At 46.7% G+C, this 24,658-nt stretch carries 22 protein-coding genes; 16 read left to right on the top strand and 6 right to left on the bottom strand.

Features of this window, described 5'->3' with window-relative positions:
• Positions 1-87: 87 nt before the first annotated feature.
• The 3 genes from pdsO to JM642_RS09080 are packed head-to-tail and all read left to right on the top strand — an operon-like array spanning position 88 to position 3,888.
• On the top strand, positions 88-885 hold the full coding sequence (pdsO, locus tag JM642_RS09070; RefSeq protein ID WP_203433521.1) for a sortase-associated OmpA-like protein PdsO: 798 nt from the start codon (positions 88-90) through the stop codon (positions 883-885).
• Between the two features lie 45 nt (positions 886-930).
• Complete coding sequence (locus tag JM642_RS09075) at positions 931-3,198, top strand: marine proteobacterial sortase target protein (RefSeq protein WP_203433523.1); 2,268 nt, start codon at positions 931-933, stop codon at positions 3,196-3,198.
• Between the two features lie 9 nt (positions 3,199-3,207).
• Positions 3,208-3,888: a class GN sortase gene (locus tag JM642_RS09080; protein ID WP_088585504.1), complete on the top strand. Its 681-nt coding sequence runs from the start codon at positions 3,208-3,210 to the stop codon at positions 3,886-3,888.
• A 111-nt stretch (positions 3,889-3,999) separates the two neighbouring features.
• Here JM642_RS09080 and JM642_RS09085 read toward each other — a convergent pair whose 3' ends face one another.
• Positions 4,000-5,025, bottom strand: coding sequence for a GGDEF domain-containing protein (locus JM642_RS09085; RefSeq protein ID WP_203433525.1), 1,026 nt, complete (start codon positions 5,023-5,025; stop codon positions 4,000-4,002).
• A gap of 159 nt (positions 5,026-5,184) precedes the next feature.
• Here JM642_RS09085 and JM642_RS09090 point away from each other — a divergent pair, with 159 nt between their 5' ends.
• Positions 5,185-6,810 carry a M28 family metallopeptidase gene (locus JM642_RS09090; RefSeq protein WP_203433527.1) on the top strand — a complete coding sequence of 542 codons (1,626 nt, stop codon included), beginning with the start codon at positions 5,185-5,187 and terminating at the stop codon, positions 6,808-6,810.
• 291 nt (positions 6,811-7,101) lie between these two features.
• On the opposite strand, the gene JM642_RS09095 is transcribed toward JM642_RS09090, so the two are convergent.
• From JM642_RS09095 to JM642_RS09105, 3 genes are all read right to left on the bottom strand, one after another.
• Entirely contained in the window at positions 7,102-7,965 is an 864-nt protein-coding gene (locus tag JM642_RS09095; protein ID WP_037418173.1) for a hypothetical protein, read from the bottom strand.
• 426 nt (positions 7,966-8,391) lie between these two features.
• Positions 8,392-9,351 (bottom strand): RimK family alpha-L-glutamate ligase, encoded by a 960-nt coding sequence (locus tag JM642_RS09100; RefSeq protein WP_037418145.1) that lies wholly within the window; start codon positions 9,349-9,351, stop codon positions 8,392-8,394.
• Between the two features lie 20 nt (positions 9,352-9,371).
• Positions 9,372-9,836 (bottom strand): DUF413 domain-containing protein, encoded by a 465-nt coding sequence (locus JM642_RS09105; protein WP_203433529.1) that lies wholly within the window; start codon positions 9,834-9,836, stop codon positions 9,372-9,374.
• A gap of 108 nt (positions 9,837-9,944) precedes the next feature.
• Between JM642_RS09105 and hdfR the strand changes: the two genes are divergently transcribed.
• Positions 9,945-10,805: an HTH-type transcriptional regulator HdfR gene (gene hdfR / locus JM642_RS09110; RefSeq protein ID WP_037418139.1), complete on the top strand. Its 861-nt coding sequence runs from the start codon at positions 9,945-9,947 to the stop codon at positions 10,803-10,805.
• A gap of 100 nt (positions 10,806-10,905) precedes the next feature.
• Here hdfR and JM642_RS09115 read toward each other — a convergent pair whose 3' ends face one another.
• On the bottom strand, positions 10,906-11,277 hold the full coding sequence (locus JM642_RS09115; RefSeq protein WP_037430715.1) for a diacylglycerol kinase: 372 nt from the start codon (positions 11,275-11,277) through the stop codon (positions 10,906-10,908).
• Between the two features lie 243 nt (positions 11,278-11,520).
• On the opposite strand from JM642_RS09115, the gene JM642_RS09120 reads away from it, so the two are divergent.
• The 11 genes from JM642_RS09120 (at position 11,521) to JM642_RS09170 (ending at position 23,953) form a co-directional block, all read left to right on the top strand.
• A complete protein-coding gene (locus JM642_RS09120) occupies positions 11,521-12,429 on the top strand; it encodes a DNA ligase (protein ID WP_203433531.1) in 909 nt (302 codons plus the stop codon).
• 103 nt (positions 12,430-12,532) lie between these two features.
• A complete protein-coding gene (locus tag JM642_RS09125; RefSeq protein WP_047533424.1) occupies positions 12,533-13,549 on the top strand; it encodes a hypothetical protein in 1,017 nt (338 codons plus the stop codon).
• A 68-nt stretch (positions 13,550-13,617) separates the two neighbouring features.
• Positions 13,618-14,076 (top strand): low molecular weight protein-tyrosine-phosphatase, encoded by a 459-nt coding sequence (locus tag JM642_RS09130; RefSeq protein ID WP_275403232.1) that lies wholly within the window; start codon positions 13,618-13,620, stop codon positions 14,074-14,076.
• Between the two features lie 308 nt (positions 14,077-14,384).
• Positions 14,385-14,801 (top strand): CBS domain-containing protein, encoded by a 417-nt coding sequence (locus JM642_RS09135; protein ID WP_037418282.1) that lies wholly within the window; start codon positions 14,385-14,387, stop codon positions 14,799-14,801.
• A gap of 114 nt (positions 14,802-14,915) precedes the next feature.
• Complete coding sequence (gene hrpA, locus JM642_RS09140) at positions 14,916-18,797, top strand: ATP-dependent RNA helicase HrpA (protein ID WP_203433533.1); 3,882 nt, start codon at positions 14,916-14,918, stop codon at positions 18,795-18,797.
• 647 nt (positions 18,798-19,444) lie between these two features.
• Positions 19,445-19,603, top strand: coding sequence for a nitrate reductase (locus JM642_RS09145; RefSeq protein WP_011716898.1), 159 nt, complete (start codon positions 19,445-19,447; stop codon positions 19,601-19,603).
• 43 nt (positions 19,604-19,646) lie between these two features.
• Positions 19,647-19,904, top strand: coding sequence for a chaperone NapD (locus JM642_RS09150; protein ID WP_037418275.1), 258 nt, complete (start codon positions 19,647-19,649; stop codon positions 19,902-19,904).
• 2 nt (positions 19,905-19,906) lie between these two features.
• Positions 19,907-22,396 carry a nitrate reductase catalytic subunit NapA gene (gene napA, locus JM642_RS09155; RefSeq protein ID WP_172590847.1) on the top strand — a complete coding sequence of 830 codons (2,490 nt, stop codon included), beginning with the start codon at positions 19,907-19,909 and terminating at the stop codon, positions 22,394-22,396.
• Positions 22,397-22,406: 10 nt separating this feature from the next.
• Positions 22,407-22,892, top strand: coding sequence for a nitrate reductase cytochrome c-type subunit (locus JM642_RS09160; RefSeq protein WP_069454825.1), 486 nt, complete (start codon positions 22,407-22,409; stop codon positions 22,890-22,892).
• A gap of 8 nt (positions 22,893-22,900) precedes the next feature.
• Positions 22,901-23,488 carry a cytochrome c3 family protein gene (locus tag JM642_RS09165; RefSeq protein ID WP_037418266.1) on the top strand — a complete coding sequence of 196 codons (588 nt, stop codon included), beginning with the start codon at positions 22,901-22,903 and terminating at the stop codon, positions 23,486-23,488.
• 138 nt (positions 23,489-23,626) lie between these two features.
• A complete protein-coding gene (locus JM642_RS09170; protein WP_172590836.1) occupies positions 23,627-23,953 on the top strand; it encodes a hypothetical protein in 327 nt (108 codons plus the stop codon).
• A gap of 162 nt (positions 23,954-24,115) precedes the next feature.
• On the opposite strand, the gene crr is transcribed toward JM642_RS09170, so the two are convergent.
• Positions 24,116-24,625, bottom strand: a complete 510-nt coding sequence (gene crr, locus JM642_RS09175; RefSeq protein WP_037418261.1) for a PTS glucose transporter subunit IIA — start codon at positions 24,623-24,625, stop codon at positions 24,116-24,118.
• Positions 24,626-24,658 lie beyond the last annotated feature (33 nt).

A 24,658-nucleotide genomic window follows, 5' to 3' on the forward strand; every position in this document is an offset into this window, starting at 1 on the left:
GCACTTGTGTTTAATACGCTCATTCCGTTTTACCCGCCGCGCTAATGACTTAGGCGGGTAAACGCAGCACAAATCAAAAGGAATGAGATGATGAAAAAGACGCTAATTAATATGTTGATACTCAGTGTATTCGCTGCGCCCATCGCCAGCGTATCGGCAAAGGTGTCGCTACAAAATCAACCTCTGCTCATAGAGCCACAGACAGAGCTAATGATTGAGCAAGAGGAGGATGACGGCGAAGTGCTGATAGGTCTTGGCGGCGGAGCGCTACTTGGCGCCCTAGTGGGCGGCCCCGTTGGCGCCATTATCGGCGGATTTGCTGGCACCTTAATCGGCCAGTCTGTATCTGATACCGACACGGTTAAAACTCAGCAACAACATATTGCCTTGCAGCGTCAACAATTGACGAGCTTATCGGCCAAACAACAGGCTAGCGAGCAACGCGCCGCCGAATACGCCTTAACCCAAAAGCAACTCGATGAACTGCTCGCCGAGCAACAACAACTGTTTAGTGAATTGGCGCTGGGTATGAATGTGCAGTTTCGTACTGGCTCTGCGGAGCTTGAAAGCCATTTTTTGCCCCAATTAGACAATGTCGCCAAGGTGATGAAGCGCTTGAGCGAGTCCAATCTCGAGCTGAAAGGTTATGCCGATCGCCGCGGTGATCTGGCCTACAACCAAGCGCTCTCGGAGCAACGTTTGTTAGAAGTGCGCGGCTACTTGATTAAACAAGGCGTAGCCCCCGAGCGGATCACCACCCAAGCCTTCGGCGCCGGAATGCCACTCAATGATCAGCAAGACAGTGAATCCGATGTGTTCGATCGCCGAGTCACTCTGACCATGCAGCCTAACCAAGGGCTGATGGCGAACCGCGTGACCGAATAATTCAACAATATCAATCGAATTCAATCAAGATCAGGAGCCTTTGTGATGATCACAGGGAAAAGGGTAAAAGAAGTTTGTCAAACACTGGCGATGCTAATGATCGGTGCCTCCATCTGTTGGGGGCTCCCCTTTGCGGTGTTAGCTTCACCAAACAGTGTGGGCACCTTATCGGCACCACAAAATATTGCGGCGACCTTCGATGAACACACGGCGAGCACATTGCCAGCTTTTAGTTTCGATGATGTCACCCAAGGGATGTTGGTGTATCAAACCGCCAGCGGCCGTTTAATGCCATCTTTACCCGTGGACACGCAAGTGTCGATGCAGGTCTCTGGGTTAACCAATAGGGTGAGCGTAAAGCAGGTTTTCAGTAATCAAACGGGATTTGTCCTCAATGGCCGCTATCTGTTCCCTTTACCCAATGAGGCGGCAGTAGACTCACTGCGTTTACACATTGGTGAGCGGATCATCGAAGGTCAAATTCACCTAAAAGAGCAAGCAAAACAGATTTTTGAACAGGCCAAAGCCGAAGGGAAACGCGCCAGTCTAGTCAGTCAAGAACGGCCCAATATGTTCACGACCGAAGTCGCTAACCTTGCTCCCGATGAAAAGTTGGTGGTCGAAATCAGCTATCAAGAAACCATTCATTATGAAGATGGTCTCTTTAGCCTACGTTTTCCGCTGGTGGTGGCGCCGCGCTATATTTCAGGCCTAACACTCGGTGGGAACCAGAGTGAGCGTGTAACCAGCAGCCAAGTCTTCGATGCCGACCGGATTATCGCCCCGAACCGCGATGCCAATAGTGAGGCGGATCCCGTGCTCAAGGCCGATATTAAGGTCAAGCTTGGTGACGACGTGGAAAAATCAGCCGTGGTGAGTCCGTATCATCCCATTACGATAGCGGAAAAACAGGGCCAACTGACGGCGGCCTTAGCTAATCGCGTGCCCGCCAATCGTGACTTTGTGCTGCAATGGCGTCTTAAGCAGGGCACGAGTCCCGTGGCTTGGGTATTCAACCAAGCGGGCAAAACCCATACGGCACAGGACAAGAATGCGAGTGCGGATACAGGTCCAACTGGTAATAGTAGCAATACAGATAACTACAGCTTAGTGATGGTTCTGCCGCCCAAAGTCGAGGCCAGTGAACAACTGAACTTGCCCCGTGAGCTTATTTTAGTGATTGATACTTCGGGGTCGATGGCGGGAGATTCCATTATTCAGGCGAAAAATGCCCTGCGTTATGCGCTGCGCGGTTTAAGGCCACAGGACAGTTTTAACATAATCGAATTTAACTCCGATGTGTCTTTATTATCGTCCACACCGCTGCCCGCGACAGCGACTAATCTGGACAAGGCGCGTCAGTTTGTGAATCGTTTGCAGGCCGATGGCGGTACCGAAATGGTGCAGGCTTTAAATGCCGCGCTGCCAAGGCAGGCGTTTAACACAGCTTCGGCTGAGGATAAGTCGTTAAGACAAGTGATCTTTATGACCGATGGCTCCGTCGGCAATGAGGCGGCGTTATTTGAGTTAATCCGCAATCAAATTGGCGACAACCGTCTTTTCACCGTAGGCATTGGCTCGGCGCCGAACTCGCATTTTATGCAGCGTGCGGCTGAACTTGGGCGTGGCACTTTTACTTACATTGGTGATGTGGATGAAGTGGAGCAAAAGATTAGCCAATTACTGGGCAAAATCCAGTATCCGGTACTCACCGATTTACAGGTGCGCTTTGACGATGGATCTGTGCCTGACTACTGGCCAGCGCCAATCCCCGATCTATACCGTGGTGAGCCGGTATTGATCAGCCTAAAGCGCCACCCACGTGAGCCTCAGGAACTGGTGATCTCCGGTCGTCAGGGACATAAAAACTGGCAACAGTCGTTATCTTTGCAAGCCAATGACGCAAGCCATTCTGTAACTGATGTAGCGCAGCCAGCGGCGGGACTCGATTTACTCTGGGCGCGCAAACAGATTGCGGCCTTAGAGCTGAGTAAAAACGGCGCTAACGATGACAAGGTCAAAGAGCAGGTCACGGCGCTGTCGGTGAATTATCACTTAGTCAGCCCCTATACCAGCCTAGTCGCGGTAGATTTAACCCCCATCACCACGAATGCGATAAGCCGAGATGCGGTGGTGCGTCAGCATTTACCCTTGGGTTGGCAGCCAATGGGGGTTCTACCACAAACATCGACCTCGAGCCGTTTCGACATGCTCTTAGGGGGCGGCGTGTTACTGCTTGCCTTGATGTTGGCGCTGTCGATTCGTCGCCAGCAGCGGCAGCAACGCGCGCTGTCATTAGCGCTAAACACTTGAGTCATGTCCATGAGTATGCGCGTGACTCAACAGATACAAATAGGGTTGCTGGTGGGGTTGGTATTAATCGGCATCACGTTGTTTGGAAAAGGATTCTATATGCAAGCGAAAGCACACTTTGCCCAATATTTGATTGAACAAGCTTGGGCTAAAACCTTAATCGATGGTCAGTCCCATAAACCTTGGTCCTGGGCCGATACCTATCCCGTGGCTAAGCTCTCCATCGAGCAGGCTAAAAGACCGAATCACTTCGATGGTCCGGCATCCAACGACAGCTTATATGTGCTGGCGGGCGCATCTGGCCGTAACTTGGCCTTCGGGCCAGCTTTAGTGCTGTCGAGTGCGCCCGCTGGCGCGCAAGGTAATACTGTGATTGCAGGGCACAGGGATACGCATTTTGCGATGTTAAATGGTATCAGCGTCGGGCGTCGCCTAGCGCTGCAAACCGCAGCGGGCAGGGAGATTGTTTACCAAGTGGTGGCGACCCAAGTGGTGCATGAGTCGCAAACTGAGTTGATGGCGCCAAGTGAGGATAATCGTTTAACCCTGATCACTTGCTATCCCTTCGATGTGCTGCAAGGTGGGGCGGAACTGCGTTTTGTGGTACAGGCTATCCCGGTCGAGCCAGAAACTGCAGCTCAATCCGAAGGGGCGACAGTCGATAGGACGTTGGAGCCAAAAGTGGCTTGAACATTCGAGTTGATAGCTTGAGTTACTCGCTACAATGGGCAGGTTGACTGGTAACTAAAAAATTGGCAAATCAATTAGGGCAGAGCTGAAGGCTCTGCCTTAATGTCAGCATTAATTGTTTATTGGCATCACTCTATTACGGCCTAGACGTTTTGCCTCATAAAGCAACTTATCTGTATTTTCAATAAGTTGTATTACTGATTGTCTTTCTTGCCACTGAGATACACCAAAGGAGGCGGTGATATTGTCGATACGTTGATCTTTGCGTCGATCCTTGATGCTGAGTTTTTCAAGCCCACGGCGCATGGCTTCAGCCAGTTGCCTGGTGATTCGTAATTGGCTCTTTGGCACTAAAATGGCAAATTCTTCACCGCCAAAGCGGTACAGCTTACAGCCATCTCGGCAGGCTTCCTGCAAACGCTTTGCAACGACCTTTAATACTTGGTCGCCAAGCTGGTGACCATAGTTGTCATTAAAGGCCTTAAAGTGATCGATATCGACCAAGATAAGACAGGTGCCCTCGGGAACCTGTGCCAACATGCCTGCGATGTCGGCATCAAAGGCGCGGCGGTTTAAACAGCCAGTGAGTGCATCGTAAAGTACATCTTTTTCTGTTTTTTCAAGCTTTTGTTTTAATGCATCAATCTCTGTTTGGGCTTTTTGCAATTGGGTCGTAAAAAACTCGGTGCTTGAGCGAATATTGTCGGCTTCCTTCACCAAATTACGGACTAAATCGAGCACTTGCTCAACACTGAGCGTGCCTTCTTCGACACCATTGAGCTTGGCAAAGTTATTATTAATACAGCTTTGGAAGTCGGCTGCATCAAGATTCGTATCCCGAATCGATTGCGACAGCTCTGTGGCCATGGCCTCTAGATTAAGCCGCATATCACGCACATCAAGCTCAACAGGATCGGCGACATACTGGCGAAACAACAACTCACTGCTCACTGGTGGGCAAGTGTTGTAGTGGGCGATAACCGTATCGAGCTGGGTGTTTAACGCTGGGTTTTGTTCGCCCACGTAGGTATACCACAGAGCATAATTGATTGGCGTTGTGGGAATTTGATGCTTGAGCATTAAGGGAACCGCTTTTTTAAGATTCAAGGCTGCGGTTTGTAATAAATCTCGTGACATGGATAAATTCCAGTAAAAATAATCCGATAAACCATGCATATCACACATGGATAACAATATGGCTCGTCAAATCCCGTTACAACAAAAGCCCAAAAGCTGGGGCAATTACCTGCCACAAGCTTGGGGGGATATGTTAGAGTTTATCGCTAAAATTAAATAATGATAATAACTTGGGAGAAAGTCTTGAAAAATTTCATCCTTGCTGGTGCCCTAGGTTCCTTACTTTCACTGCCTGCAATGGCTGCCTCTTCCTTCAGCGACAGCCTAGATTTGAATCAGTATCGTACTGATGTCAAAACCTTAGCCAGTGACGCCTTCGGCGGCCGTGCGCCCTTATCCGAAGGTGAGCAATTGACCATCGATTACCTTGAGAAAGCCTTTAAAGAGATGGGGCTCAAACCGGGATTTGGCGACAGCTATTTGCAGGCTGTGCCGCTGGCGAAAATCACCGCCGATCAAAATATGCAACTCGATATCGGCGGACTTAAGTTTGTCAATGGCAGTGAATTTACCGCCAGAACCCAGAGAATTAGCGATAAAGTCAACCTCAGTAATAGCGATGTAGTGTTTGTCGGTTATGGCATTAATGCGCCTGAATATGGTTGGAATGACTATCAGGGCCTTGATGTCAAAGGCAAAACCGTGATTGTGTTAGTCAATGACCCAGGTTTTGCGACTCAAGATCCCAATGTCTTTAAAGGCAATGCCATGACCTACTATGGTCGCTGGACTTACAAATACGAAGAGGCTGCGCGTCAAGGCGCCGAAGCCGTATTTATCGTCCATGAGACGGCGCCAGCCGCCTATGGTTGGGGAGTAGTGCAAAACTCCAATACTGGCACTAAGTTCACCTTGGTCGATGCCAATAATAACCAAGGGCAGGTGGGCGTGATGGGCTGGGTGCAACATGATGTCGCCAATAAGATTTTTGCTAAGGCTGGTATGGACTTTGATACCTTAAAACAACAAGCCGCTAAGCCAAACTTTAAGGCCATTCCCTTAAAACTCAAGGCGAATGTCAGTTTAAACAATACGATTGAACGCGCCGAATCCCACAATGTGGCGGCACTATTACCTGGAAAAAGCCGTCCCGATGAAGTGGTGATGATGCATGCCCATTGGGATCATCTAGGTACAGTGATTGAAGATGGCAAGCCAGAGATCATTAATGGCACCGTGGATAACGCCAGTGGCGTGGCGGGCGTGTTAGCGCTGGCGCGTTACTTTGCCAAGCAAGCGCAGAGTGCGCCGCTTGAGCGTTCGATTCTGTTCAGTGCCTTTACCGCCGAAGAAACTGGCTTGATTGGTGCCCAGCACTTTGCTCTGCATCCCAGTGTACCGACTAGAAACATCGTCGCCTTTTTAAATATCGACGGCATGAATATGAACCAAGGTGTGGATTATATTCTGCGCTATGGGGAGGGCGTGTCAGAGCTAGAAACCTATTTGGATAAGGCCGCTAAGGCGCAGGGGCGGGTGGTGAAGGGCGATCCAAGACCACAAAATGGTTTGATGTTTAGATCGGACCACTTCGCTCTAGCCCAGCAAGGCGTGCCCGGCTTGTTATTTATGAGCCTTGGGGATACGGATCCTGACTACATTGCCCACAAATACCACAAAGGTGCAGATGATTATGATCCTAACTGGACACTCGAAGGGGTGAAGCAGGATTTAGATCTGATGGCGAGCATGCTAACGACCTTAGCCAATGGCAGCGATTGGCCACATTGGTTAGAGGCCTCGGACTTTAAGACCAAGCGTGAGCAGGATGGCCGTAAAAAGTAATTCCGATTAAGGTAAAAAGGACGCTGCGGCGTCCTTTTTTATGTTTATTCAATTAATTAACCTGAGCTCGGGATAAGTAGAGCCGCTGAATAGGCATCTTTTCGGGCCTCTCTGCGTTGCTCTGTCTAACCATAGCTCGCTATGGCATACAACAGAGCGCCTTGATATGCGCAAAAATCTGCGCATTCAGTTAGAAAAAAGATTTTTCTTTTCAAAAGAATCATTTGTAGCATTGATTTAGTTTATTAAATTTAGATTTTTTCGACACTCGTTATCCCGAGTTCAGGTTAACTAGAAGGTGTAGCTAACAGAAAGCATGGGGCCGATAAAACTGTAGTAAATATTGTAATCGGCAATTTGAGTCTCTTTATTTGGGGACTTTTGTGCGATATCGACGTCAACTTTGTAGTAGTTATAGGCAACACTCATACGCCAATTGGGAGTAATTTGCGCATCTATGCCTAATTTAATATCAACCAACTCGCCTTTGACATCATTGAGGTTGATATAGAAATACTGGGCGTGAGTGGTTAAATCCCATCCAGAAATAAATTCGTAATTAGCATAGACGCCAAAGTCCGGCAGTGGTGCAGTGATATTCTCATCGACAATTTGCGGTATTGCCTGGCTCGCACAGACATTATTCAGTAACTCAGAGGCTTTACAGACGCCGATAATGCCTTCAAATCCTGTCTTAATAAACATTGTGTGTAAACCAAGAGACAAACCAACATCATAGTTACTGCCTTGAATTGCATCAAAACCGTAACCGACACGCAGAATATCGATATTTAGGGTGGAGCTGAGTTTTCCGCCTGCTTTAATATCGTAAATTGTATCGTTAATTTCAATTTGGAAGGGTTTGGAAAGGGCTTGGGTTTCGGCTGTGCGGTGTAGTTGTTTCCAGTCGAGGTAAAGATGATGGCGTTCGTTGAAGTGATAATTTAGCTCAACAAAGGGCAAAAATTCGTTTTCGGCCAGTTGCAGATCGGACTCATAGTTTAAGGTGAAGTTACTCGCGGTATTCGGGTTAGTCACTTCCATATTGGTATCTGACTGCGAATAAAATCCCCCTAGCTCCAAGCTGAATTCGCCCGCCAGCACAGGAGTGCAAGTGAGAAGGGCGATCACTAAGGGGGTTAGACGAGTGGAAATCAACGCTACTCCAGTATTCTTCTTATTATATCCAGCGATAACATCAGACTTAAGTGCCATAAGTTATGACCATTTGGAGTGTATCAGTAAATCTTTAAATGTGAATGAAATGTTTTGAAAAGTGTGGATTTTCGTGATTTAAAACAAAAGTTGTATGGTTAATCGCTTTGGTATCGCAGGCTTGAGGGAGGGATCACAGTAATTTACATCTTGGTGATTAGGGCGTGTTGAGGTTTCTGCTGCGTTATCGTCCGTTTATGTAGAATCACTACACTGTACGGACTTTGCCTTGCATAAAAGCCAGCCACATTGCTGCAAAAATAACCCTGAAACGTTAACACGCCCTAGTGAAGGGAATATGTCGTAAAGCCTAAAAAAACGGCCCTGTAGAGACTGAGCCGCCGATAAGAGCTTAACGAGACCGCATCAATTGTTATGCGTGTTAGCGGCCGATGTTGGCTCGCTGCTTTTCTCGTCCTTGTTAAACATGCCTAAACGGATGCGGATAAAGTGCAAAATTTGCGCAGCAATATCCACATTTAAGCACGATTCTAATCCTTCAAACCCAGGTGATGAGTTGGCTTCGCAGATTTTGTAATGGCCGTTATCGAACAATAAATCGATACCTGCCACATCTAAATCGAGAATATTGGCGGTTTGCGTCGCGAGCCATTCGATTTCAGGGGTGATTTCAAAGGGCCTCGCCGAGCCACCCGCGCTGACATTAGCTTTAAAGCTATCTTCTTGCCCACGTCGCTCGTAGCAGCCTGCAACGCGTCCGCCAATAGTAAAGACTCGCAAGTCGCGGCCATGACTATTGGCAATGAACTCTTGCAAAATAATGTTGGCGTTTTTATTAGTCGCTTCGATTAGTTGCATTAAGTCATCAAACTCACGGGCTTTGTGTGATAAGAATACACCACTGCCTTGAGAGCCTGAGAGCGTTTTAATCACTACGGGAAAACCTAAATGTCGCTCAACCAGATCAATATCAACCGGGAATTTGACCAACATGGTTTTTGGCGTAGGTAAATTCTTCTCGGCCAACAATTGCTGGGAGAAGAGCTTATCTTTAACAATCTCAATGGCTTTTGAAGGATTTAAACAATACACCCCTAAGCGTTCTAAATGGCGAATGATTGCCAACGCAAAGTAGGTGGTGCCAGAACCCATGCGCGGAATGATAAAATCCGGCAATTCAACGGGTTGTCCATTTAACAAAATACTTTTGTTATCTTCTCTCGTCACGGTGAGATCAAACTCATCCGGCGCATAAACGGCTAATTCAATATTGTCGGCCTTAGCTGCCGCCAACAGACGTTCGATTTCATACCATTCAGGTTTTAGCTGAGTCGCGGTTTCTTTATATAAAATCCAACCACGCATTTAATCGCAAACCTTCATTTTCATGCTTTGTCCTCGGGTTCAGCTTCATCCTGAACATCATCTTCAATTTCAACATCCACATCTACATCTACATCGAATGCCGCTTCTGGCTCAACCTCAGGTTTGGTTGCTGGTAAATGAACCGTGCCAACCACTGCATAAAAGGGCTTACCCCGGGCGAGTTTGCGGTACTTTAACCAGATCTGCTCTAACAAGCTACTCGGAGCGATGTTTCCTTTGATGACTTCGACAAATTGTGCTTCGTCGGCGGTCACTGGGAGTGTTTTGCCTTCAGCAAGGTTTTTCATGGCATGACCATGTAATTCGAGCAGTTCGGCTTCTTTACTGGTGAAGTCGCCACTGCGCTTAAAACCTTTGGGGAAATTAGTATCGTCGTAAAAGCGTTTGTGAGATACAAAACTGGCAGCTGAGCCGTTCAGCGTCTCAGAACCCCTGTTAGCGTTTGAAAAAGACTGTTCAGACATGGCTGTTACCTTCTAGATTTTGGTATACAAAGATTTGCAAGTGGAGTATTGGCTAGTATTATTGATTTATAAATCAAAAAAATTTGCCTATGTTGGTCAAGAATTTTTATGGATACCGATTTACTAAAGACCTTTCTGGAAGTCTCTCGTACCCGCCATTTTGGTAAGGCGGCGGAAAACCTCTACCTTACCCGTAGTGCGGTAAGTTTTAGAGTTAAACAGCTTGAGAGCATTCTTGGTGTTGCCTTGTTTGAGCGCCAACGAAATAATATTCAGCCGACCCCTGCTGGGGAACGGATGTTGGGCCATGCGGAAGCGGTATTGACGGCATGGGAGCGCGCCAAGCAGGATGTTTCGCTTAGTCAGTTACAATCGACTCAATTAGCGATTGGCGCGGGCCCCAATATTTGGGATGCCTATTTACAGCGGTATTTACAGCATCTACATGTGGGACTTCCTGGGGTTGCATTGCGGACCGAGGTTTTGCCACTCACCGTAATGACACGGCAATTGATGGATAGGACTCTCGATCTGGCGATCTCTTTTGATCCACCCAAACTTGACCAATTTGAATTAATCCAATTAGGCCAAATCAATTTGCTGCTGGTATCTAAATCCCGGGATGTGTCCGTTAATGAGGTGCAAGCTGGACAATATGTCAAAGTCGATTGGGGGACGGCCTTTAATATTATTCATGCGCAGGAATATGCGGCTTTACCTGTGCCAACTTTACATACCAGTTCGGCTCGAATCGCCTTAGATTTTATCTTAAATAACGGCGGCTGCGCATTTTTACCCGAGCATTTGGTGCAGCCTTTGCTTCAAAGAGGCGAACTGAATTTGGTCGCGGGGGCGAGTGCGATTTCACGCAGTGTGTATGTTGCCTATTGGGCTGAAAATGACAGACTAGAGCAAATTAAGCAGGCGATAAGTTTTTTAGCGGATAAGCTCGTAATTGAAGATAACTAAATATGTTGAGTTGGATAAAAAACGCCTTTGGGATGATTCCTAAAGGCGTTTTTTATCAGCGAATTTAATGACCTAAATCAGTGTTAATGCGCACAAAGGATTATATCAAGCGCGGTAATAACACCACGAGCCAAGTGATCCCGCAGAGCGCTAAACTCATGAACACCGCAGCAGAGGCGATATCCTTTGCTTGACCACTCAGGGGATGGATCTCACTGCCAACACGGTCAACAACTGCTTCAATAGCAGAATTTAATAGCTCTACAATTAACACGATAAACAGCGTTAAGATCAGCATTAAGCGTTCCATGGTGCTGATATCGACCAATAGGGCGATGGGGAGCATCACCACCGCAAGCATCAATTCTTGTCTAAACGCAGCTTCATGGACCCACGCCGCTTTTAAGCCCTTCATTGAAAATCCCGTCGCTCTAAAGATGCGTTTTATACCGTGGTTATTTGCTGGTTTCATAATTATTCCATCGACTTGGGCGGTTGTTCGTGAGCATTTTCGTTCAAACTGAATGCGACATGTGTGCCGGCTTTTGAACGAGCTTAAAAAAGAGGCCGCAGTATAGCCCGATAATTTATGTGTATAAATAGTTAACTATACAAATTGCTCGCTCTGTTAGGGGGATCATATTGCGGCCGGATTAGCGGCAGTCAAGGCTAAATACTAAGCTTGCAGTGGGATGACTTATAGAGAGACAAAGGAATGACTCTGACAATTCGCGTACTTTTTTTAAGAAATGCACTTGCCAAGTGCTTTGGGCTTCTCATTGGTCTTTGCAGCTTATTTATTGCGGTTAGCTATGCAAGTCCTGCACCGAATATTCAATTAGCAACGGAATATGCACTCGACGATCATACTCAAATCGGCGCGTTTTTGGTCAGTGAAAAACTTGATGGTGTGCGTGGTTACTGGGATGGGCAACGTTTGTTTACCCGCCAGGGGAATCCCATTCTGGCCCCAAGTTGGTTTACCGCCGAGTTTCCCACTATCGCAATGGAAGGTGAGTTATGGCTCGGGCGAGGGCAGTTTGAGGCGATTTCAGGATTAATACGTCAAACATCGCCAAAGGATACGGACTGGCAAAAGGTACGCTTTATGGTATTTGATTTACCGACAACCAAGGGGAGCTTTGAAGACCGTTATCTGCAAATGCAAACTCTTATCGTGGGAAAATCGGCTTATCTCCAAGTTATTGAGCAATTTAGTGTCGACAGTGTCGAGGTCCTCTATGACACTTTAAATACCTTAGTTGCCCTTGGCGCTGAAGGATTAATTTTACATCGACGCACAGCGGTATATACGCCGGGACGTAATCCTAATGTAATGAAGTTAAAGCCCTATTTAGATGCTGAAGCGACGGTGATTGGTTATGTTGCTGGCAAAGGGCAATTTTCTGGGAAAATGGGTGCCTTAAGAGTGCAAACACCAGAGGGGCGAATTTTTAGTATTGGCACAGGTTTTAACCTTGCAGAGCGTCAGCATCCCCCAGCTATCGGTACACTTATCACTTACAAGTATCTAGGATTAACGGTGAATGGCTTGCCGCGATTTGCTAGTTATTTACGGATCAGGACAGACATTGTGCCTGAGGATAAAGAAGTTAAAGAATAAGTTGCGAAATTGTTGGATATTGATAAAAATCGAACGCTATCAATAAGGGTTTTGCCGGATATCATATTGATTATTAATAGGCAATAACACCAAGGAGTAGGTTTTGGTTGATATTCAATTTAGTGAACATTCTTTGAAGCAACGCTTGGCTAAAATCTTAACGGTCCCCAAATGGACTAAGCAGCCCATTGTCACTGCTAAAGCGTTTTTGCAAAGTTTGACCATTGCACAGCGCTGTTATCTATTAGCATTAATTGCTTTATTGCTATTTCAGTCAGACATTTGGCTGGCCGCTATTATCACTGCGGTTGCGTTAATCATTGAATTTTGGCCAAAATTTGCAATAGCGTGGCATTCATTGGCTGGAAAAGCCATTTTCCTACTCTTTTATGCCGTTATTGCCAACTTTGCCTTGGCCGCCAGTGGTAGTGTGGTTAATGAAATCACAGGTGTTTCAGCTTCACATTTGTCTTACACCCACAACTTTGCCATTTTGCTGTATTTACCCATTTGGTTCGTGTGTATTTCTATTCTCGCGTTACTGCTTCTGCAAATTGTGATCCCTTGTTATTTATTGTTCCATATCGGTTTACGGATTTTAGGGTTAGAGACCAACCAACAGGACAATAAAAAACGCTTTGTGGTAACAACGGCATTTTTACGTATGGTGTTATCTGTGGTGTTATTAATGAATCTTGTTGCCATCTCCGATGGTGAAACTTTATTGGAGAACGTTGCGAACAAAATACAAAAAAATGAAAAAGTGAGTCTTGCAAACACTGTTGTTGAAGTCAAAATAACCGAAAAAGCCCAGACTGAAGCAGAGAAAGCGGCTAATGATCTCACCATGCAATCTGCTGATGGCACTATCGAATCCTTAAGAACTTTTGGGCACACATACTACAAGGGGATCCGAGAATTAATCGCGTTATTTGCCTATAAGTTTGAGGCCGATGGCCGTAGTCGTTGTGAAAAATTAGCCAATTCAGTGGTGGTTGAGTTAAACGATTACGAAATACTGGAAATCACCGAGTCTGCTAACGAGAAATACGGTTATCATTTTGAAGTGAAAAAATGTATTTCTCCCGCCTTTGGGCAAATCGCATCTCCCCCTAAATAGCGCTGCCAGAGGATGCTAAATTGTTAGAAGATAAAGCGTTAAAAGCAAAAAATATAAGACGAATTTTAATGGTCTGTATGGGGAATATTTGTCGTTCGCCCACGGCAGAGGCCGTTTGCCGTGCAAAAATTCGTGAACGTCGCCTCAATATTGAAGTCGATTCTGCTGGCACCATTGGTTATCACCAAGGAGATAAGCCTGACAATCGCGCCATGGCTGCGGGTATAAAACGCGGGTTAAGTTTCGATGGTATGCGCGCAAGACAAATTGTTGATGCCGATTTTGAGTATTTTGATCTTATTTTAGCAGCCGATAATGGTAATTTAGTGGATTTACGTAGTCGTTGTCCGCTTGAGTATCAATACAAACTTCAGCTAGTGTTGTCTTACGGAAATAGTGAAATTGATGAGGTTCCCGATCCCTATTATGGCGGTACTCAAGGATTTGAATTAGTCCTTGATTTGCTCGAACAGAGTATCGATAGCTTGTTAGATCAATTAGCTGGAAAAACGAATGACACAGATTAATGATTAAGGCGGAGTAGGTGCCTTTGAACTGGTGCCTTTAAACTTCGATGAGTCAAAGTATCAACCCCTGCTTACCTATGCAATAGAACGTAAAATCATTGGATTAATTTCATTAAGCGCTAACTAAGTTTTTTTCGGGATACTAAATCTATCTCAAACAGTTTTTACCGCTATAACCTTAAAACGTCAACATGCCCTAGTCGTCAGATAAGCTCAATCGATATTAATTGCTTAACTCTTGCGAGATTTTGACTAGACTCAAAGCTCAGGTAAGTGAGTTTGTTACAGGTAAGTTTGGGGAGATTGCTATGGATTCAATCAAAATACGCGACCATATGGACCGTCAGCCTGTGTTGCTCAGTGCAAATATGTCACTGGCTACTGCGGTTGAGAAACTGTTAGATAATAACAAGATGGGTGCAGCTGTCGTGGATGACAGTGGTAATTTAGTGGGTTTTTTATCCCAGCAAGACTGCTTAGCTGTCATGTTAAAGAGCAGCTATCACTGTGACTTAACCTCAGTGGTGAAGGATTGTATGCGCACTGAAGTCCTGTATGTCGGTCCTGATGAGAGTATTTTACAACTCGCGGAGCAGATGCTGGGCGCTAAACCAAAGACCTATCCGGTGGTGGATAATGGCAAAGTCATCGGCACAATCAATCGCACCAATGTGTTGAAGGCGATGAATGTGTACATGCAGCAATGTTATCTTGCACCCGCTTAAGCCGTTATTTGGGGGGCTAATTTCCCGTGGTTTACGGTGTGTTTTGAACAATTAGCCATACCAATAAACCAGGTTCCTTGCTAGGATCGCCTTTTTCGATGCTAGCAATGGAATTTGGTTTTGAACTCTGACAAACATCCGCTATCGAGCGCCTTTCTCCAGCAGTGCTTTCAAAGTGATGCCTCGCGGATCCGCCGCCGTTTATTTAAGCTCCATAAAGAAGCCGATTCTGACAAAAAAACACAAGAATTAGCCAAACTTACTGAGCAGGCGCAAGCAGCGTTCGAGAAAGTAGAGCAGCGCCTGAAGGCTCGCCCTAAGATCAATTATCCTGACAATCTGCCCGTCAGTAGCATGCGCGAAGACATCGCCAAAGCCATCAGTGAAAACCAAGTGGTGATCATTGCGGGTGAAACCGGTTCGGGTAAAACCACGCAGCTGCCTAAAATCTGTTTAGAACTGGGCTTAGGCAGCCGTGGTTTTATTGGTCATACCCAGCCGCGGCGGTTGGCAGCGCGCAGTGTCGCGTCAAGAGTGGCTGAAGAATTACAAAGCCCGCTCGGTGAAGTCGTGGGCTTTAAGGTGCGTTTTGCCGATGCGCTTAAGAGTGAATCCTATATCAAGCTGATGACCGACGGGATTTTACTGGCGGAGCTGACTTCAGATCGTTATTTAGATCAATACGATACAATCATCATCGACGAGGCGCATGAACGTAGCCTTAACATCGATTTTATCCTTGGTTACCTTAAGCAAATTCTTAAAAAACGCCCCGATCTTAAGATCATCATCACCTCGGCGACCATTGATGTTGAACGTTTCTCTAAGCATTTCAATAATGCGCCGATTATTGAGGTGTCAGGGCGTACCTATCCGGTCGAAACCCGTTATCGCCCATTGTTACAAGATACTGAGGCCGATCTCGACCAAATCGAAGGGATTTTTGCCGCCGTTGATGAGCTGGTTGCCGAAGGTCTAGGCGATATTTTGATCTTTATGAACGGTGAGCGTGAAATTCGTGATACCGCAGAGCAGCTAAATCGGCGCAATTACCGCGATACCGAGATTTTGCCGCTCTACGCGCGTCTCTCCTACGGCGAGCAGTCCAAGGTCTTTAGTAGTCATACAGGGCGTCGTATCGTGCTTGCGACTAACGTAGCGGAAACCTCGCTGACTGTGCCGGGTATTCGTTACGTGATTGACCCAGGAACAGCGCGCATCAGCCGTTATAGCTATCGCACTAAGGTGCAGCGTTTGCCGATTGAGCCTATTTCACAGGCGAGTGCCAATCAGCGTCAAGGCCGCTGCGGCCGTGTTGGCCCAGGGATTTGTATTCGTTTATACGATGAGGCGGATTTTAATAACCGCCCAGCCTTTACCGATCCCGAAATCTTACGAACCAATTTGGCGTCGGTGATTTTGCAAATGCTCGCCATCGGGCTTGGTGATATAGCTGCTTTCCCGTTTATTGAGCCGCCCGATCCGCGCCATATTCGTGATGGCTTCTTACTGCTTGAGGAATTACAGGCGGTTAAGCAGCAGAAGGACAATATTGTGTTAACGCCGCTTGGGCGGCAGTTATCGCAAATCCCCGTCGATCCACGTTTAGCGCGTATGGTGGTCGAAAGCCACCAACTTGGTTGCTTAAATGAGGTGTTAGTGATCGCCTCTGGGCTGTCTATTCAAGATCCCCGTGAGCGGCCCATGGATAAAAAGCAGGCGTCCGATGAAGCCCATCGCCGCTTTGCCGATCCCCAGTCTGATTTTGTCAGTTGGGTAAACTTATGGCAGCACTTAAAAGAGCAACAAAAGGAATTATCCGCCAGTCAGTTCCGTAAAAAATGTCGTGATGAATATTTAGCCTACCTGCGTGTGCGCGAATGGCAGGATTTATATACTCAGCTAAAACAAGCGGTTCACGACTTAAAATGGCGCTTAAACGACACGCCTGCGAACTACGATGCGCTGCACCGTGCACTGTTATCGGGTCTGCTCAGCCATATTGGCTTTAAGGACAATAACAACGAATACTTAGGCGCGCGTAATCGTAAGTTTTTTGTGTTCCCCGGCTCTCCGTTGGCTAAGAAAGGCCCTAAGTGGATTATGGCGGCGGAGCTGATGGAAACCTCTAAGCTGTTTGCCCGCTGCTGCGCCAAAATTGAGCCAGAGTGGCTCGAGCCGTTAGCAGCACATCTGATTAAAAAGAATCACCTAGAGCCACATTTTGAGGCGAAACAGGGCAGTGTGATCGCCTTTGAGAATCAAGTGCTTTACGGTTTGACCGTGGTGCATCGCCGCCGCGTGCAATATGGGCCGATTAATCCTGTTGAAGCGCGGGAAATCTTTATCCGTAGCGCGCTCGCCGAAGGGCAATTACAAACCAAAGAAGCCTTCTTTATCGCTAACCAAAAGTTATTGAAGGACGTCGAAGCGCTCGAGCACAAGTCCCGTCGCCGCGATATTTTGGTCGATGAACAAGTGTTGATGGACTTTTACGAGCCGCGCATTCCCGAAGGCATCTATAACGCGTCTAAGTTCTTTAGCTGGTGGAAAGAAGCGCGCCGAACTCAACCCGATTTACTCGATTTTAATAAGTCACTATTGATGCAGCGCAGTGCCGATCATATCTCGGCGCTCGATTTCCCCGATACTTGGCACAAGGGCAATATTCGTTTGCAACTGAGTTATCACTTTGATCCTGCGGCGAGTGATGATGGCGTCTCTGTGCATATTCCAGTGGCGCTACTCAATCAAATCGATGATACGGATTTCGATTGGCTAGTGGCGGGAATGCGTGAGGAGAAATGTGTCGCCCTGATTAAGTCTTTACCTAAGGGGCTGCGACGTAACTTTGTGCCTGCGCCCGATTATGCCCGTGCCTGCGTGCAGGCGATGCAGCCCTTTAGCGCCAGTTTACTCGAGGCCATGTGCAAACAGCTGCTGCGTATGAGTGGCACGCGCGTCAATCCTGAAGATTTTGATGTTTCGCAGATGCCAGTGCATTTGCTGATGAACTTTAAGATTGAGGATGACAAGGGCAAGTTAGTGGCACAGGGACGGGTACTCGATACCTTAAAGGCCGAGTTACAGGGCGTGGTCGCTAAGGCGATTCGTCAAGTAGCGGATAAGGGCATTGAGAAAGAAGCACTCACCGAGTGGTCCTTTGGCGACTTACCTAAGCAATTTGAGCAGCGTAAGGGTAACTATCAAGTGCGGGCTTTCCCCGCATTGATTGACAATAAAGACTCAGTTGCCATCAAATTATTTGATGATGAATTTGAGGCGCAGGCGGCGCATCGTCAAGGTCTACGTCGCTTGTTGTTACTCAACATTCCTTCACCTGTAAAACACCTGCAACAGGCGCTGCCCAACAAGGCCAAACTGGCGATGTATTTCAATCCATTTGGCCAAGTGCAAATTTTAATTGATGACATTATTGCCGCAGCCGTGCAGCAATTGCTCGATGAAAAGGCGCTGGATGTGCGCGATGCCGCCCAGTTTGATGCGGCCAAGGATTGGGTGCGCCAAGAGCTGAATCCAACTGCAGAGCAAATCGCCCTAAAAGTGGAGCAGATTTTGACGCTCTACCAAGGCATTAAAAAGCGGACTAAGGGTAAAATCAGCTTAGATATCGCTTTTGCGATGAGTGATATTCAAAGCCAATTGGACCAATTAGTCTTTAAGGGGTTTGTTGAGGCCTGCGGTTGGAAGCGTTTAGCCGATGTGGCGCGTTACTTAAAGGCGATTGAAATCCGCATCGATAAATTACCTGTAGACCCGACCCGTGACCGCTTGCATATGCAGAGTATCACTAAGGTGCAAGAGGCTTTAGCGGCTCAACTTGCTAAGGTGCCACGCTCACAGCCCGTGCCTGCGGCATTGATTGAAGCCCGTTGGATGATTGAAGAGTACCGGGTGTCTTGCTTTGCCCAAGCGCTGGGAACGGCTTATCCCATCTCGGAAAAGCGGATCTTAAACCATATCCTGCTGAGTTAATGATGTTGATACATAACTGACTGAAACTGTAGATTCAGTCAGTTATGCATAATGCATCATCTTTAGCATTAACAGCCGAACCTTAGGGTTCGGCTTTTTTATTGATCATTTTCACCAAACTATAATTAGCCGCGATCAGCATGTCGTTGTAGGTAGCGAATGAATGGCCCCTAATGGCTTTTAATTGATAAACAGTTAGCGAATACAGCAGGGACTTTGGCTATATCTTGAGTGAGTTAACGTTTTGACTAATATGTTAAGCCGATTTCGCTGTGGATAATCGGTAATTGGCGCCTTCCTTTACCATCCCCTAATACTCCTTAAGGAATATTTTGTTTAAATCTTGTGCGGTTTAGTTGCCTAACGCCTATCTCTTTTCCATGCTTTAGCAATTGGTTAATAAAAAAACATAACTAATCAACCTGTTTACAATCTGAAAAAACGCTCAAAAACCATGATCTAATTAAATCTATCGCCAAATTGATGATCTGGATCAAGCATCAAAGGGTTTACCGATTTTGAGGTATACAGTTTGTTAACACCTTAACGCTATGATCAATTGGTGGATCAAAGATGCAATAGAGATACCTATAAATCCTGTAGTGATCAGAGTAATCCATCACAGGAATGAACCTCTTGGAGGACGCATGAGTGCTAACAGCGCAGCAGAAAAATCCTTAGAACTGAAAATTTTTATCTTTTTAACCGTATTTCTCGCTCCCCTTTTATCCGTGTTGTTGGTGAGTGGATTGGGATTTGCCATATGGTTTAGCCAAATCTTCACCGGCCCACCGGGGGCTGGTTGAGTCAATACAAAATAATAACAACAGAATTAAAGCGGAGTGTCGGATGAGCAAAGAGCTGCATATCACAAGTCTCGTGGTGCAAGTCATGCCAAATAAGATGGCGGATGTTAGGCAACACATTATGGCGATTGAGAATGCCGAACTCTCTGTCAATAACGAAGTAAAACTCGTCGTTGTACTTGAAGGTAACTCCCAACGTGCCTTGATGGACGGTATCGAACAGATTAATGCCATTCCTGGCGTCTTGTCCGCCACTATGGTTTACCACCAGAGTGAAGAGCTCGAAGAGGGTGAAGAATGAACATGAATAGACGTGACTTTATTAAAGCCAATGCGGTGATTGCAGCAGCGGGCGCCGCAGGCTTAGCGCTGCCGGCATCAGCCAGCAATTTAATTACTAGCTCAGAGCAAACCAAATTAGAGTGGAACAAAGCGCCTTGCCGTTTCTGTGGTACGGGCTGCTCTGTGATTGTTGCGACACGTGATGGCAAAGTGGTTGCGACCCACGGCGATGCAAACAGCGAAGTGAACCGCGGCCTTAACTGTATTAAAGGTTACTTCCTGTCGAAAATTATGTATGGCAGCGATCGTTTGACCACGCCAATGCTCAGAATGACCGATGGCAAGTACGACAAGCACGGTGAATTTACTCCCATTAGCTGGGACAGCGCTTTTGATATCATGGCGCAAAAATGGAAAGAAACCCTCAAAGCTAAAGGTCCTACCGCAGTTGGAATGTTTGGCTCGGGCCAGTGGACCGTCTGGGAAGGCTATGCCGCGGTTAAACTAATGAAGGCGGGCTTTGGCTCTAACAACATTGATCCGAATGCGCGTCACTGTATGGCGTCAGCCGTGGTCGGCTTTATGCGTACCTTCGGTATCGATGAGCCTATGGGCTGTTACGATGATATGGAAGCGGCCGATGCCTTTGTGCTGTGGGGCTCCAACATGGCCGAAATGCACCCGATCCTATGGACTCGAGTGACTGACCGCCGTTTAAGCGCATCCCATGTGAAGGTTGCGGTACTCTCGACGTTTGAGCATCGCTCCTTCGACTTGGCGGATTTACCGATTGTATTTACGCCGCAAACTGACTTAGCCATCCTGAACTTTATCGCCAACTACATCATTCAAAACGATAAAGTAAACTGGGACTTTGTGAAGAAGCACGTTAACTTCCGCCAAGGTACCACGGATATCGGCTATGGTTTACGTCCAACCCATCCGCTGGAGCAGAAAGCCAAAAACGTGAAAACGGCAGGGGATTCGACTCCGATTGATTTCGATACCTTTAAGGCCTTTGTCGCCGAATATACGGTGGAGAAGGTCAGCAAGATGTCGGGTGTGCCTGAGGCTAAACTTATCGAATTGGCGAAGCTTTATGCCGATCCCGATACCAAGGTCACCTCGTTCTGGACCATGGGCTTTAACCAACATACCCGTGGTGTGTGGTGTAACAACCTGATTTATAACATCCACTTACTAACAGGTAAGATTTCAACTCCCGGTAATAGCCCATTCTCGTTAACCGGTCAGCCTTCTGCCTGCGGTACGGCTCGTGAAGTCGGGACGTTCTCCCACCGTTTACCCGCGGATATGGTGGTAACTAACCCTGAGCATCGAAAACACGCCGAAGAAATTTGGAAGATCCCCAGCGGTATTATTCCACCAAAACCTGGTTATCACGCCGTAGAACAAAACCGCCGCTTAAAAGATGGTGACTTGAACTGCTATTGGGTGCAAGTGAACAACAATATGCAGGCTGGCCCGAACATCAATGAGGAAGGCTTACCTGGTTATCGCAATCCTGCCAACTTTATTGTGGTATCCGATGCGTATCCCACAGTGACGACTCAAGCTGCGGACTTAATTCTGCCAACCGCGATGTGGGTTGAGAAAGAGGGTGCTTATGGTAATGCTGAGCGTCGCACTCAATTTTGGCATCAAATGGTCCAGTCGCCGGGCGAATCACACTCAGATCTGTGGCAGTTGATGGAGTTTGCTAAACGCTTCACCACCGACGAAGTCTGGCCGAAGGAAGTCTTAGCCGCAAACCCGCAATTTAAAGGCAAAACCCTCTTTGAAGTGCTGTACCAAAACGGCAATGTCGATAAGTTCCCGTTGGCAGATACTGATCCTAAGTATCTGAACAATGAAGCGAAACATTTCGGCTTCTATGTTCAAAAAGGGTTGTTTGAAGAATATGCCACCTTTGGTCGTGGTCATGGTCACGATTTGGCCCCGTTTGATGCTTATCACGAAGCCCATGGCCTTCGCTGGCCAGTTGTTAATGGCAAAGAAACCCAATGGCGTTTCCGTGAGGGAACGGATCCCTATGTTAAACCGGGTAAAGGCTTTGAGTTTTATGGACATCCTGATGGCCGTGCGGTGATTTTTGCGCTGCCCTATGAGCCACCAGCAGAGTCTCCTGATGAAGAGTTCGATATTTGGTTATCCACGGGTCGTGTACTTGAACACTGGCATTCGGGCTCGATGACACAACGTGTGCCTGAGCTTTACCGTGCCTTCCCCGATGCTGTGTGTTTTATGCATCCAGAAGATGCCAAAAAACGTGGCTTACGCCGTGGTGATGAAGTTCGAGTCGTGTCTCGCCGTGGTGAAATTAAAACCCGTGTCGAAACCCGTGGCCGCAACAAGCCGCCGGTGGGTTTGGTGTTCGTACCTTGGTTCGATGCCAGTCAGCTCATTAACAAAGTCACCTTGGATGCGACAGATCCGCTGTCGAAACAAACCGACTTTAAGAAATGCGCCGTGAAAATCGTCAAGGTATAAGGAGTACAGGATGAAAACATTCAAATTAGCTTCAGCATTTAGTGCGCTTGCCTTTTCAGCCCTGATGATGACCAGTGTGACTGCAGCCAGTATTCCTGAGGATAAGATCGATACCTTACGTCAGGCGCCGATTAACGTTGAGCCAACACCGCCCGCGATGCAGGCAGTGCTGAATAAAGATATCAAAGAGGTGCGTAACTACCCAATGCAGCCACCCGTGATCCCGCATAAGATCGATGGCTATCAGCTCGATCTTAAGGTCAATAAATGTATGGCGTGCCATGCAAGACAACGCACTGGAGATTCGCAAGCACCCATGGTGAGCGTGACCCATTATATGGATAGGGATAACAACTTTTTAGCTGAGCTTTCACCAAGGCGTTATTTCTGTACTCAGTGCCATGTGCCGCAACTGGATGCCAAATTACTGGTCGAGAACGACTTTGTGGATATGGATCATCTGATTAAAGCGAATACTGAGCAGAAAAAACACTAGGAGTCAGCATGTTAGATAAACTTAAAAAGATCTGGCAAGTTCTCAATCGTCCGAGTGTGCACTACAGTTTAGGGTTTTTAACCTTAGGTGGCTTTGTGGCAGGGGTGATCTTTTGGGGGGGCTTTAACACTGCGCTTGAAGCCACGAACAGAGAAGCCTTTTGTATTGGTTGTCATGAAATGGAAAATAACGTCTACCAAGAGTTACAGTCGACTATCCATTTCACTAACCGTAGTGGGGTGCGTGCAACTTGCCCTGACTGCCATGTGCCGCACAACTGGACCGATAAAATTGCCCGTAAGATGCAGGCATCGAAAGAAGTGTGGGGTAAAGTGTTTGGTACCATCAATACCCGCGAAAAGTTTGAGAGTAAACGTCGCGAGCTGGCTGAACATGAATGGGCAAGGTTAAAGGCAAATGACTCGCTCGAGTGTCGAAATTGCCATAACTTTACCTATATGGACTTTACCAGGCAGTCACCACGCGCCGCGCAGATGCACTCCACATCGCTGGCCAGTGGTGAGAAGACCTGTATTGATTGCCACAAAGGTATTGCCCATCATCTTCCCGATATGGCGGGCGTTGAAGGTTTCTAATCGCGTGTAATATTTCATCTCCAGTCAAAGGCCAAGTGCTCTCCACACTTGGCCTTTTATTTTTAGATTGCAATCTATGATTTATCTATCTGAAAAATATATACTATTCAGCATTAAAGATAACGACAACGAGTTGTGATGAACAATACCAAATGGCGTGAATGCATTAGTCTTTTAGCGTCACACTGTGTTTACCTACAATTACGACTGGTAGGTGAGGCTGATTTTCCATTGGATTATGAAGTATCAAATGAAGTGATATCTCAAATACAGGCGAAAGACTGCGTATTTGTAAGACGGGTGATTGACTATAAGTCCATCGCGGCTATACGGATTGTTAAAATACACTTACCGCCTTCAGCTAAACAGATGGATATGATGAGTAAACTCAAACAAGAATTATCACAGTTAGGCCAATTACCTATTATCGAAAATACTGAATTTATCACTATTAACGGATATTAGGTCGATTAGCTGTCTGAGGTGCAGCTGTTTTTGCTTAGGTTAATGCTGCGAATGTGACCACTGGCAGTATCAGCAAACTACCAGCGGTATGATTAACGAAGAAAAGGGGATTAGCTAAGGTATGGATCTTTAATGGACTGCTAATTAACACTGGATTAATTGTTAAAGTTGCACCGTAAAAATAGGATCTTTGCCCGCAGTGACACTCCCCTGAGCTTTGTCTAAATACTTCACATCTTCCATATTGGCAAGCACCACGGGCGTGAGTAAGCTGTCTACTTGGTCTTTAAGATACTCGATATCAAATGACAAAATCGGATCGCCTACTTTGACCTCTTGACCTTCTTCGGCTAAACGACTAAAACCACGCCCTCTTAGCTCGACAGTACCAACACCAAAGTGAACAAATAGTTCTAATCCTTGAGGTGATTCAATACTAAAGGCATGATTAGTTTCGAATATTTTACCGATAGTACCATCAATAGGTGCAACAATCGTGTCGCCCTTAGGCGCGATAGCAATGCCATCACCGACAATTTTTTCTGCAAAAACGACATCGGGGACTTTTTCAATCGCGACTATTTCCCCATTGACGGGGGCGTAGACCATAATGCCACCTGCAAGTTGTGGCTGTCCTGATACCAATCGCCTTATGCGGCTTAAAAATCCCATAATGTGGTGCCCCTTTGCTTGTTTTTGTTGTTC

The sequence above is a fragment of the Shewanella sp. LZH-2 genome (assembly GCF_016859145.1).
In the GTDB taxonomy this organism is placed as follows: domain Bacteria; phylum Pseudomonadota; class Gammaproteobacteria; order Enterobacterales; family Shewanellaceae; genus Shewanella; species Shewanella xiamenensis.